The 13,747-nt window shown below is 28.8% G+C and carries 11 protein-coding genes; 9 read left to right on the plus strand and 2 right to left on the minus strand.

Annotated elements, in window-relative coordinates:
• Positions 1–45 precede the first annotated feature (45 nt).
• Positions 46–348, minus strand: a complete 303-nt coding sequence (locus ACAG39_08360) for a Dabb family protein (GenBank protein ID MEZ0537251.1) — start codon at positions 346–348, stop codon at positions 46–48.
• Between the two features lie 138 nt (positions 349–486).
• Here ACAG39_08360 and ACAG39_08365 point away from each other — a divergent pair, with 138 nt between their 5' ends.
• Both ACAG39_08365 and ACAG39_08370 read left to right on the plus strand, forming a co-directional pair.
• Positions 487–1,140, plus strand: a complete 654-nt coding sequence (locus tag ACAG39_08365) for a hemolysin III family protein (protein ID MEZ0537252.1) — start codon at positions 487–489, stop codon at positions 1,138–1,140.
• Positions 1,141–1,342: 202 nt separating this feature from the next.
• The gene (locus tag ACAG39_08370) at positions 1,343–2,803 is read left to right on the plus strand and encodes a transporter substrate-binding domain-containing protein (protein MEZ0537253.1); all 1,461 of its coding nucleotides are present in this window, start codon (positions 1,343–1,345) and stop codon (positions 2,801–2,803) included.
• A gap of 26 nt (positions 2,804–2,829) precedes the next feature.
• On the opposite strand, the gene ACAG39_08375 is transcribed toward ACAG39_08370, so the two are convergent.
• Positions 2,830–3,825 (minus strand): sodium:calcium antiporter, encoded by a 996-nt coding sequence (locus ACAG39_08375; protein ID MEZ0537254.1) that lies wholly within the window; start codon positions 3,823–3,825, stop codon positions 2,830–2,832.
• 319 nt (positions 3,826–4,144) lie between these two features.
• Between ACAG39_08375 and dusB the strand changes: the two genes are divergently transcribed.
• The 7 genes from dusB (at position 4,145) to flgG (ending at position 13,737) form a co-directional block, all read left to right on the plus strand.
• Positions 4,145–5,116 (plus strand): tRNA dihydrouridine synthase DusB, encoded by a 972-nt coding sequence (gene dusB / locus ACAG39_08380; protein ID MEZ0537255.1) that lies wholly within the window; start codon positions 4,145–4,147, stop codon positions 5,114–5,116.
• Between the two features lie 34 nt (positions 5,117–5,150).
• On the plus strand, positions 5,151–8,135 hold the full coding sequence (locus tag ACAG39_08385) for an S-layer homology domain-containing protein (GenBank protein MEZ0537256.1): 2,985 nt from the start codon (positions 5,151–5,153) through the stop codon (positions 8,133–8,135).
• 20 nt (positions 8,136–8,155) lie between these two features.
• On the plus strand, positions 8,156–9,598 hold the full coding sequence (locus ACAG39_08390; GenBank protein MEZ0537257.1) for an S-layer homology domain-containing protein: 1,443 nt from the start codon (positions 8,156–8,158) through the stop codon (positions 9,596–9,598).
• 15 nt (positions 9,599–9,613) lie between these two features.
• Complete coding sequence (locus ACAG39_08395) at positions 9,614–11,014, plus strand: S41 family peptidase (protein ID MEZ0537258.1); 1,401 nt, start codon at positions 9,614–9,616, stop codon at positions 11,012–11,014.
• A 90-nt stretch (positions 11,015–11,104) separates the two neighbouring features.
• Positions 11,105–12,124, plus strand: coding sequence for a rod shape-determining protein (locus ACAG39_08400; GenBank protein MEZ0537259.1), 1,020 nt, complete (start codon positions 11,105–11,107; stop codon positions 12,122–12,124).
• A gap of 13 nt (positions 12,125–12,137) precedes the next feature.
• Positions 12,138–12,911, plus strand: coding sequence for a flagellar hook-basal body protein (locus ACAG39_08405; GenBank protein MEZ0537260.1), 774 nt, complete (start codon positions 12,138–12,140; stop codon positions 12,909–12,911).
• 22 nt (positions 12,912–12,933) lie between these two features.
• Positions 12,934–13,737, plus strand: coding sequence for a flagellar basal-body rod protein FlgG (gene flgG, locus ACAG39_08410; protein ID MEZ0537261.1), 804 nt, complete (start codon positions 12,934–12,936; stop codon positions 13,735–13,737).
• Positions 13,738–13,747: the final 10 nt, after the last annotated feature.

A 13,747-nucleotide genomic window follows, 5' to 3' on the forward strand; every position in this document is an offset into this window, starting at 1 on the left:
CATTGAGGGTGCTCAAATATTTTTTTTGAGACACCCTCTCACTTTTTAATATTCAAAATCAACACATGCTCTTTCAATTCGAACATCTGAAATATATTTAGCAACTTCTAAGTGATATGGATGCTCTTGATAATCCTTTAAAGCATCAGAATTTTCAAAATCAGTAATAAGTACTAAATCATAATTTCCATATAAACCATCTTTGTTAATTCCAACTTGTAAACTAACAATTCCTGGCACGTTTTTATAAAGACTTTCTAATCTTTCTTTTGTCTCTTTGAGTAATTCTGATTTATCTTTGCCATTAAATTCATCTTTTAATTTCCACATAACAATGTGTTTAATCATTATGAACCCTCCTTCAATATTTATAACACAATGATCATTTATAATGGTAATTACTGCTTATTTATATTATAATAGGTGTAATATATTTTGGGTAGTTCAAAATTAAACAGTTTTTAGATTTGAAAGGAGCATATTTTGATGACAAAAAGTAAGGTTAGTGGATTTATACATTTAGCTGGTATTATTTTATCAATATTTGCACTTGTATTTATGGTTTATTATGCCTCTATAAAAGCAAGCGTATATCATGTTGTTGGTTTTTCAATATTTGGAGCAAGTTTAATTTTATTATATATGGCAAGTACAATATATCATTTACTTCCAGAAGGAACCAAGATAAGAGATAGAATGAGAAAAGTAGACCATATGATGATTTTTGTTTTAATAGCAGGGACTTATACCCCTATATGCTTAGTTCCGTTACATGGTATATGGGGTTTATCTTTATTAATAGCTATATGGGCAATAGCACTTGGTGGTGTTTTCCTTAAAATGTTTTTCTTTAATGCACCACGCTGGCTTTCTACAGCATTATATATTTTAATGGGATGGCTTGTTGTAATTGCATTTTATCCTCTACTTCAAAATTTACCTCTTGGAGGAGTGACATGGCTAATTATTGGAGGTATTTTTTATACAATTGGTGGGATTATATATGGTTTAAAAAAGCCTGATTTTGGACTTAAATTCTTTGGGTTTCATGAATTTTTTCATGTTTTTGTTGTTTTAGGAAGCATTTCTCATTTTATTCTAATGTTTTTCTATGTAATGAATGTTTCAATAAAATTCTGAAAATTATTAAAAATCAATAAATAAATAATAAAAAATTATGAAAAATAATCTTTTACGGTATCTGTTTGTTTTAATATAATTATTTATGTATATTTCATATTTGAATAAAAATTATATAGTAATTAATTAAAGAATAAACTTAAAAATTCAGCAAATTTATAACTTTATTTTTTGTTTATTTTTTTTGAGGGGATTGAATTGTTTGAAAAAGGTATTTATTACTATATTTATTTTTTTAACTTTATTAAATAATTTAGCCTTTGCCAATGATAGAATATTGGCTGTTGGAGATAGAGCTTATCCTCCTCTTATATATCTTGATGAAAAATTAAATCCAAGAGGATTTGACATTGAAGTTTTAAATGAAATTGAAAAAAGAACAAATATAAAGTTTGATATACTTCTTATGAATTGGGACAACGCTGTAAAAACAATGGAAAACAATGAAAATGCTATACTTATAGGAATGAGTAAAAATAACCAAAGAGAAAAAAGGTATCTATTTTCAAAACCATATCTTATTAGCAAAACGGTCATATTCACATTAAAAGATGTTTTTCATATAAATAATGTAGATGATTTAAGAGGAAGACGTATTGGTGTTCAAAGAGGTTCTTTAGCATATGAATACCTAATAAAGAATTATTCAAAGGAAAGTATTTATGCCTATGATGATTTTCCAACTGCTTTTCAGGAATTAAAAAAACGAAATATTGATGCTATTTTAGGAAATTATTATGTTGGACTTTATTATATAAACAAATATGGATATGAAAACAATATTAAAGCAATTGGCAAGCCTATTTTAGAGACAGAATATTGTTATGCTTTTAAAATGAAAAATGCAAAGTTAAAAGAAAAAATAGATAAAGCAATAGAAAGCATGCAAAAAGATGGGACAATTAAACAGATTACAGATAGTTATTTTGGTGTAGATTATTTTGAATCAGTATTAATAAGAGAAAAGATATTTTATTATGTTAAAATTGTTGCAGCAACAATTGGTTTGATATTTTTATTCTTACTAGTATTTATATATATTCTAAGAATTCGTATAAAAAAAGCTACATTAGAATTAACGAATAAGAATAAGCAGATATTAAAAGCCTATGAAGATACAATAAGAGGCTTATTTAAGGCACTTGAGAAAAAAGAAGAACATACTGCTAATCATTCAATTAATGTTAATAAATACGCTATGCAAATAGCAGAAAGATTGGATTTAAGTGAACAAGAGTTAGTAGCACTAAATTGGGGAAGCCTTTTACACGATATTGGAAAGCTTGCAATACCCGAGTATATACTTCTAAAACCAGATAAGTTGACAGATGAGGAATATAAAATAATAAAAGAGCATACTTTAGCTGGTTTTGATATTATAAAAGATATTGAATATCTAAAAGATGCAACGGTTATTATAAAATATCATCATGAAAGATATGATGGAAATGGATACCCAGAGGGATTAAAAGGAGATGAAATACCTTTTATCGCTCGAATTTGTGCAGTAGCTGACGCATATGATGCAATGACACAAAATAGACCATATAGGAAAGCAATGTTAAAAGAAGAAGCAATAACAGAGCTTATTAAAAATAGTGGAACTCAATTTGATCCAATAATAGTAGACATTTTTGTAAAAATTTTAGAGGGAGAGGCTTAAAAACCTCTCCTTTTTTGCAAAATCTTTTATATAAAAACATATAGTATAAAGATAAAATACAAAACTCCCCCAAACATCAATGCATATGGATTTATACTTTTTCTTGTTTTAACCCATATAAGATTTAATACTGCTGAAATAAAGGCAAGTATTGCCGAAACCATAGTAATTCCTTTTAAGTTCCAAGGTGTAAAAATGATACCAAAAACAACAGGAACACAGCTTTGGAATACCATAGCTCCTGTTATATTTCCAAGTGCAAGAGTATCTTTTTGTTTACCAATCCAGATTATTGAATTTAGTTTTTCTGGTAATTCTGTTGCTATTGGGGTTATTATTATTGAAAGTACTAATGCTGAAATACCTATTAAGCTTGAAACCTCTTGGACATATTCAACAAACAAATGAGCACCATAAACTATTCCTAAAAGTGCTAATACTAATTGAACTAATACCCAAAATAAATTGGTTGGGACTTTAAAGAATTTTGTTAAATAAAACTCTTCTAATTCACCATTTGATTCACATTCATCTGAAAATGTTCTTTTGATATATAGCCCATAAGATAATAAAAGAAGAATAGCAATAGTTGTTCTAATTAATGGGTGGTTATGGATAAAAGTTGTTGAAACAGCGATGCCATAGATTATTATAAAAAATGTTAAATCCCTTTCGAAAACACTCAAATCTGCATTCATCTTTGTTGTTCTTTTACCAAGTAAAGAATATACCAAAACTGCTAAACCTGTGATAAAAAATGCCAGAGTTCCTAACATAAAAGGTGCTCCTGCAATAGCTCCAATACCTACATCGTGGGAACTTTCACCTTTTGAGAATAAAATAGCAATTATAGGTATTATTGTTTCAGGAAGTGCAGTTCCAACTGCTGCTAAGATACTGCCTACAACACCTTGATTTAGGTTTAATTTATGCCCAAACCATTCAACAGCGTTTGTAAAGATTGTACATGCAAATAAAATAAAAGCTAATGAAAAAAGAAGCATAAAGATATCAGCAAACATTTAAAATATCATCTCCCTTTACATTTGTAAAAATAAAAAAGACCTTCAACATGTTTAATAAAAAACATGCTAAAAGTCTTGCACGTCCAAAAATTAGGACCTTAATTACCAGAAAAAGAAAACTTTTTCGGGACTGTTGGTAATTAAGTTTTATGTGCTACTCCCTCATAGCAAATGCAATATTTAATAAAATAATTCTATAATATCAAAATAAATAATTCAAGTATATAAAATTAATATCTATTATTAATATTTTTTCTCTGCTCCTCATGGTATACTATATTTATTACAAAATAATATCTTATAAAAGGTGATGAGTTTGTTTGACATAAAAGGGAAGCTAATTTTAGCACCAATGGCAGGTTTTACTGATAAAACATTTCGAAGTCTTTGTGCAAAATTTGGTGCTGATATTACCATAACCGAAATGATAAGTGCAAAAGGATTTTTATATGGACAGGAAAAGACAAAAGAGCTAATAACATTTTCTGAAAATGAAAAAATAAGAGGTATTCAGATATTTGGAAGTGAAATAGAGGTTATGACAAAAGCAGCAATTTTACTTGAAGATAAGTTTAAATTTGATTTTCTTGATATAAATATGGGTTGCCCAGTTCAAAAGGTAGTAAAATCAGGTGAAGGTAGTGCTTTGATGAAAAATGTAAGTTTAGCTTCCAAGATAGTTGAAAATATTGCAAAGACAATAAATAAACCTGTCTCAGTGAAGTTTAGAAAGGGATGGGATGAACAAAGTGTAAATGCAGTAGAATTTGCAAAAGCTATGCAGGAAAGTGGTGCAAGTTTTATAACAATTCATGGGAGAACAAGGAATCAGATGTATTCTGGCCATGCTGATTGGGATATTATACAAAAGGTTAAAAGCAATGTTAAAATCCCTGTTGTAGCAAATGGAGATATATTTGATGCTAAAGCTTCAAAGGAAATATATGATAAGACACATGCTGATGCAATAATGATAGCAAGAGGTAGTTTGGGTAATCCCTGGATATTTGCTCAGATAAAAGAGTATTTAAGTGAAGGGAAAATAAAAACAAATCCAACAGTATATGAAAGGTTAACAATTGCAAAAGAATTTTTTATAAGCCTTTGTGATGAAAAAGGTGAAAAGTCAGCCATTTTGGAAGCCAGAAAACATCTATCATTTTTTATAAAAGGGATTAAGGGAGCACCGAAAATTAGAAATGAATTAAATAAGATTGTCAATGCTGAAAAATTGATACAATTTTTTAATAACCTTATTAGTGAATTTGAAAATACCGATAATATTTAAGTAATATATAGTTTTTAAGGGGAAGGGCTTTGCTATGAGAAACAGTAAATTATTTTGCATAATAACAGTGATACTAGTTTTATTTATATTTAATAGCATTTATGCTGCAAATCAGAAAAATGAGTTTTATGGAATTAAGACATATAATCAGACTATTAATGCATTAAAAACATTAAATGTTGATGATATCTCTTTAAAAGCTGAAGCCTACAAATTAAAAGCACTTTCAGTATTAAATAATGTCTACAATAGCAATGAGATATTATCTAAAGAAAAATTATTATCAATTTTACTAAATATTGCAGGAAAGGAAAAAGATGCAACACTAAAAGCACAAAAATTAGAAAGTATTAGAACAAGCGGTAATAAACTTGTGACACCTTATAATGCTTTATATCTTGGCTATATTCAAGTAGCTTTTGATATGAAGGTTCTTTCAAAAAAAGAGTATCAAGAGGCTTTACAACAAGTAAAACCAAGTAAACAAGAACATGAGAAAATGACAAATGATCTTATTAAAAAAAATGAAGATACCATATTAAAAGCTGTTTATGATGGAAGACCATATTCATATGATGACTTAATTTATGTGCGTTCAGCTCCTGCAACAAGACAAGAAGCATGTTATTATATTGTATCAATATTTAATATAAAACCTGATTTATCAAGCGATATAGCTTATACATATCCAGATTATTCTGATATTGATATTAAATTTCTTCCATATATAAACACTTTGTTAAAGTTAGGAGCTTTGGTGGGAAAAGCTGATGGTAAGCTTCATCCTCAAGATAGTATAACTTTTTCTGAATTACTTTTGATTTTTGAGGATATTGATGATATTATACTTCAAGGTAAAAAAATAAAAAGTCTATCTGCTACTGTTGAAAAAATACAATATGATAAAAATAAAACAACTTATTTTTTAGAAGATACCACAGGGAATCAAGCTTCAATACTTGTGCAGCCAAAAACAGATATTGTAGTATATAATAATGGAGTACTTTCAACATCCAAGGAAATAAAGGTTAATAATGAAATTACTATTTATTACAATACAAATAATCAAATATTATTTACAACAATTGATGGCAACGTAAACCTTTCAAAAGGTTATGGCGTCTTTGACAGCTTTGATACCAAAAAAAATACCATAACAATAATAGATAAGGAAGATAGAACATTAAGTTTTGCATTTAACGATAATACAAAGATAATTGATAACCTGACAAATAAAACAATATCAATAAATGAACTAAAAAAAGGAGATATAGTTGATTATACTGCTAATAAAAACTTATTAAAGCAACTTAATATAATTAACAGTAGCCAATTTTCAGGATTACAAAGAGAAAAAGGAAAAATTACAAAAATAAAAAATAATTCTATCGATATTTCAACAGAGAATGGTATAAAAACATATAAGATTTCACAAGATGCTGACTTTATTGATAAATTAGATTACACAAAACCACTTACAATAAATGATTTTTATGAAGGGCAAGATGTTATTGTAGGTTTATTTGGCGGCTATGTTCATATGCTTAGTTCATCATTTCAATCAACCGAAGGAGAGTATGTTGCTGGAATTCTATCTGAAATAGATAATAATTTAAATTATATTGAAATTTGGGATGAAAATGGGCAAAAGAAGGTATTTAGAACATCAAAGAAAATAGGGCTCACTGTAATTAAAAATGATATAAGAAGTGATATAAACGCATTAAATCAAGGGGACCCTGTATTTCTTTATTTTAATCAAGGTTTTGTTAATTTAATTACTTCTAAAGATAACCAAGCTTCAGAAATTGCACAAGTTGTAAGCATTGTAAGAGATAAAAACAATAAAAAGCCCATAAAGGCACTTTTTAAAATAAATAACAAAGTTACACCACAAATTGATATATCAAATGTTAGATATATAAGTTCTTCAATTGAGGTAAATTATGACAAACTTAAAGAAGGACAGATTGTAAAAATAAATGGGACATTTTTTGGGAATTTTATTTATCCTTCTTCAATTGAAATAACTGAACAAAACAAAATATTTAATATATATTATGGGAATATTAGCAAAAATGGAGATAGACTCTTTTTAAGCAATTATGGGCTTGTGAGAACTAATACATTAGAAAAAGTATATACTACAAAAAACATTAGTATTTCTCCAAGCGTTATATATATAGTTGATGGTGCAATAACTGATGTTAAAAATATAAATAATAAGAAAGCAATTGTTGTTACGCAAAAAATATTTGACCAAGAATTAGTTGCGTTAATAAATGTTTCATCACAACCTTTTGATTTAACAATAGGTGAAATAAGCTCTTTCAATAAAGATAAGATAATAATTAAAGGTAAAGAGTTGAACCTAAAAAATACTACTTATTCAATCCTTGAAGATTATTTAATAAAGACAAATGTTAACACAGATGATAAAGTTATGGTTGTTTCATTAGGAAAAGATATTGCATTAATAAAATATTATTCATTTGAAGAACAAGGGTTATTGTTAAGAGGAACTATTGAAGATATAAAGGAATTAGAATGGTTTAGACTAAAAACCTATTCAACCTTTGATAAAGATAATGGCTGGGTATTTTCTAATATTCCTATTGTTTTGCAATATGATACACAAACTCTTTTTACTGATTTTGCTGGTATAAATGATATAAAGGATTTTAAAGACTATAAAGGTAAAAATATCTATGTCCTTACAGATGGGAAAAAAGCAAATACAATTATAAATGCAGATTTTGGTGGATACATAGTATCTGCGACTTTTGGTAGGGAAAATATATTAGAAAATCCGCAATATTATGAACCATTTATTCAAGCATGGTATAAATTTGATGCTCAAAAAACCCTTGATGATACAAATGCTATATATATAAAAAATGGTAATTTAACATACCAAAAACCTGAATATGGAGATAATCTAATATTATTAATTCCTAAACAGAATTGGGATATTTCAAACTCAAAAATTACACCTGTAATAGTAATAATAAATAACTAATATAAAGGGTGACTTTAGAAATGAAAAGGCTATTTTTATTTATTGTTTTATTAGCCATATTATTTACTAATACAGTTTTTGCAGAGGAAGGTTATTTGGGATATGAAGGAGGGCTTTCTACATATAAGGATGTAGACCCTAAAAAAACAAAAATTGATTATTATGAGTATTCTTTTGTAACTGGAAAGCCTGTATTATTGACTGGAACAGTTGATGTAAAGATTAAATCAACAAAAACTCAGGATAGTCTTTCTTATTCTTATGATTTATCAGATGATACGGGGAAAATAACTATAAAAAGAAGTGTAAAATTATCAGGCAAAACAACAACACAACCAAATGGTAGCTTATCTAAAGATTATAAAGTTACTGGTTATACTGAGAACTTAACTGTTAATGGAAGTGTATATAAATTAAATAGTTGGTCTTTTTCAAAATCAAGTGCTGTTGATTTAAATGTTTCAGTAAACTTTTTTCAGGGTGAATGGAATTTAGAAAAAAAATATGATAAAGGCCTTATTATTACCTCTTCAGGTGAAAACTATGGTTATTATGGATATTGGGGTAATGGTGAATTTCAAAAGATAAGAACAACAATACAAACATCTACTTGGGAAGGCTATATTGATCAAAATATAACACTTGTTCAAAAAATACTTTTGGAATTTAAAGATAATAATACACCATCAAGTATTAATGGAACTTATACATTAAAATCTAAAATAGAAGGTTCTATTGATATAAATTACGATTTACCATTGATATCAACAAAAACAAATACACCAACAAGTTTAAGGGTTAGAGATAAAATAACAAAAAAGATTGATAAATCACCAATAATAAATATGTCGGTTATTCCTTACTTGCCAAAGCTAAAGGGCTATATATATGAAAATGCCATAAATACAGCTTTTGCTTTTGGTGGCTTTGATAAACCAGAAAGCTTTGTTCCAAATGAATATATAACAAGGGGGGAATTTTCAAAGCTATTAATGCAATTATTAAATACCTACTCAACATATTACAACCCAAAAACAACAAGAAAAGTGGCTATTTTTAAAGATGTTCCTACTAACCATCCTTACTATGGATATATTTATGCAGTCAATAAAGCAAATCTTATGCAAGGAAAGGGAAGTAATACTTTTAAACCTGATGATTACATAACAAATGTCGAAGCAGCATATGTAATCTCCAAAGCTCTTGGATTTAACAAAAAAATTAATACTGCAGCAAACATTACTCCTTTTATAGATGATCAAAAAATACCTTCATGGGCAAAGGATTCAATTTATTTATTAAAGCAGTCAGATATATTACTAAGTAATGAATCAAACCAGTTTTTACCCAATGATAAACTTACTAAAGGGCAAGCAGCACAGTTATTATTAAATCTAATTAATTATCTAAGGCAAGGGATAGCAGATAGCTATATCAACTTAACTATATTTCATAATGAATAATGGAGGTAAGAAAATATGAACAAAATAAAGATAAAGAGAACAATAATTATAGCATTTTTAATTGCAATACTTATTGCAACACCTGTTTACTCACAAATTGGTTACGTTATATCACTTGAACAACTAACACAAGAAAAGGTAGATTACATTAAAACAATATTATCGATGGTTAAAGGCTATTACATAAAGGATTTAACCTATGATGAATTAATTGATAGCATGTTTGATGGGCTTTTTAAAAACCTTGACAAATATTCAGCATATATGAAACCACAAGAAGCAAATGAGTTTACTCAAAGTGTAAATGGAGAGATTTATGGAATAGGTGTTCAGATAGAACAACAAGATGATAACATTGTTGTAATAGCTGTTTTTGATAATACACCTGCAAAAGAAGCTGGTATAAAAGTTGGAGATAAGATAATAGCTGTTAATGGAGAAAGTTTAATAGGGAAAGATGTAAATTATGCTGCAAGTAAGATAAGAGGATTAGTTGATACAACTGTCACTGTTGATGTACTAAGGGATGGTTCAACTTATAGCTTTACAATGATAAGAAGAAAAATTAAGATACCTGTTGTAGAATATAAAATTATTGACAACAAGATTGGGTATATAAAACTATCTCAGTTTACACAAAATTCATCAGTTGATGTAAAAAATGCTTTAAATGAATTTGATAAGAAGAATATACGAAAGGTAATATTTGATGTTAGAAATAATCCAGGAGGTTATTTGGATGAAGTTGTAAAAATGGCTGAATACTTTGTGCCCGAAGGACCAATTGTTACAATTGAGTATAGAGGTAGCAAAGATGAATACAAGTCAAAGAATAAATTTCCAAAATATAGAGTTGCTGTTTTAGCAAATGAATCAAGTGCTTCTGCATCAGAGATATTTGCTCAAGCAATAAAAGATACTGGCGTTGGAGTAGTAATTGGTAACAAAACATATGGAAAAGGAACTGTTCAGGTTACTATTCCTGTAAACAAGCCAGGATATATGGTAAAACTTACAGTAGCTAAATATAAATCACCAAAAGGATATTATGTAGATGGCAAAGGTGTGCAACCTAACATTGTTGTAAATGATGATTCTTTAAAAGATTATGGACCAGATAAGATACTTCCATTATCAGCAAAGAATAGATACAAAAAAGGAGATACATCGTTAGAAATATTAGCTGCTCAGCAACGATTGTATTATTTAGGATATACTAAAACATTATCAACAACATTAGATACTGTAACTTTTGAAGCTATAAAGAAATTCCAGAAAGATAATAAACTTACTGTATATGGTGGACTTGATATCTCAACACAAAAGAAGCTTATTGAAAAATTCAATGAATTTTTAAAAGCTAAGTATGTAGATAAACAATTAAATGAAGCAATTAATTATCTTAACAAAAATTAAAATAAAAAATTTATTTTTATTGAAAATAACTCTGCATAATCATAAAATATAATTATTGAAGTATCATTTATACGAAAGGAAAGGTTTTTTATGAGATTTAGCACAGATATTGGTATAGATTTAGGTACAGCAACAGTTCTTGTTTATGTTAAGGGTAAAGGCATTGTTCTTAAAGAACCATCGGTTGTTGCTATTGAACAATCAACAAGACAAGTGCTAGCTGTTGGTGAAGAAGCAAGAAGAATGATAGGTAGAACACCTGGTAATATAATTGCAATAAGACCTTTAAGAGATGGCGTAATATCAGATTATGAAGTAACAGAAGCAATGCTTAAATATTTCCTTGGCAAAGTATTAGGGAAAAGGGTATGGTTTAAACCAAGAGTTGTTGTTTGTGTTCCATCAGGAGTTACTGAGGTTGAAAAAAGAGCTGTTTTAGATGCAACTTATGAAGCAGGTGCTAAAAATACATTTTTGATAGAAGAACCAATTGCTGCTGCAATAGGAGCAGGCCTCGATATATCAAAACCAGTTGGAAGTATGGTTATCGACATAGGTGGAGGAACAACAGATATTGCAGTAATATCTTTAGGTGGTTCTGTAGTTTCAGAATCAATAAAAGTTGCAGGGGATAAATTTGATGATGCAATTATCCGATATATAAGAAAGAAACATAATGTTGCTATTGGTGAAAGAACAGCAGAAGAATTAAAAATAAATATTGGTTGTGCCTATAAAAAACCAAAAATGGAAACGATGGATGTTAGAGGCAGAAGCCTTTTAACAGGGTTGCCAAAAATAATTTCAGTAACATCAGATGAAATGCTTTTAGCTTTAGATGAGCCAGTATCAAGTATAGCTGAAGCAGTTCATAGAGTATTAGAAAATACTCCACCAGAGCTTGCTGCAGACATTACTTCAACTGGTATTGTTATGACTGGCGGAGGAAGCTTGCTATGGGGGCTTGACAAACTAATATCAGAAAGAACAGGAATAAATGTGAGAGTAGCAGATGATCCTGTTTCATGCGTTGCCTTAGGTACTGGTAAGGCACTTGAAAGTTTAGATTTTTTGGCCTCTTCGTTAATAAAAGATCCAAGAGTTAGATAAATGAGGGGATAATATGATTAGAGGGATTTATACATCAGCAAGTGGAATGATATTAAACCAAAAGGTTATGGATATTACAGCAAACAATATGGCAAATGTTGATACAACAGGTTACAAAAAAGACATAGCACAGATTGAAAGTTTTTCAAAGATACTTGCAAAAAGAATAAATGATAGAACTATTGATTCTCCAGATGGATCTATTGGTTATATGTCATTAGGTGCTGATGTATCACGTATTTATACAGATACTTCTGAAGGGTTACTCAAAAAAACTGATCAACCATTAGAACTTGCAATTAAAGGAGAAGGATTTTTTACAGTAGAAAAGATAAACCCACAAACAAATACTGCAGAAAGATTTTTGACACGAAATGGTGCATTTACATTAAACCAAAATGGCGAACTTGTTACATTGGATGGATACAGGGTTTTGGGCCAAAACGGTAGTATAAAGTTAAATAGTACTTCTAACATTAGAATTGATAAACAAGGTAATATTTATCAAAATAATCAATTGGTTGATAAATTGCTTATTATAAATATTGATAGTAAAGAAAGTCTTGCTAAAGTGGGTAATAATCTTTTTATGATAAATGGGAATGCAAATCCAGTGCAATTTTCTGGAGAAGTTTTACAAGGGTATCTTGAAGGCTCAAATGTTAATGCTATTCAAGAGATGGTAAATATGATTAGCTTATTAAGAAATTATGAAAGTAATCAAAAAGCTTTTACAATACAAGATGAAACACTTCAAAAAGCAGTAAATGAAATTGCAAGAAAATAAACTTAAGGAGGAAGTATAAAAAATGATGAGAGCATTGTACTCAGCAGCATTAGGAATGAAAGCTCAGCAGACAAATGTAGATATTGTTTCAAATAATCTTGCTAATGTTAATACAATTTCATTTAAAAAAGACAAGGCTGAGTTTAAAGATTTACTTTATGAAACTTTATCACGTGCTGATGTTGTTGCAGGTGATGGTAAGCCAGTGAATCTTCAAATAGGCCATGGAACAACTATTTCTGCAATTTCAAAAAACTTTACTGAAGGTAACTTGGAAAGAACAGAAAATCCTTTAGATTTAGCTATACAAGGAGAAGGATTTTTTGTAGTTTCAACTCCAAATGGACCTAAATACACACGAGATGGTTCTTTTAAGGTTTCAAATGCAGATGGACAAATAAAACTTGTAACCTCGGAAGGTTATTCTGTTTTAGCAGAAGGAGATACAGAAATTGTTTTGCCAGAAACTGCTATATCAAGCATCAATATTGACGAAACAGGTAGAATAACATATAAGGATGCAGATGGAAACATTCAGGATTCCGGCTTGAAAATTAAAGTTGTAAAGTTTATAAACCCACAAGGATTATTGGCTGAAGGGAAAAATCTTTATTCACCTTCTGCAGCATCTGGTGAAGCTGTTTCTGAAGAAGAATCAGAAGGCGTAAAGAGTCGGATATTACAAGGATTTTTAGAGATGTCTAATGTACAGGTAGTTGAGGAAATGGTAAAACTTATTGTTGCTCAAAGAGCTTATGAAATAAATTCAAAAGCAATACAAACTGCTGATGATATGCTTTCTATGGCAAATAATCTAAAAAGATAAGAGGGATAAT

The organism is Caldicellulosiruptoraceae bacterium PP1 (assembly GCA_041320695.1).
Taxonomy (GTDB): Bacteria; Bacillota; Thermoanaerobacteria; order Caldicellulosiruptorales; family Caldicellulosiruptoraceae; genus JBGGOQ01.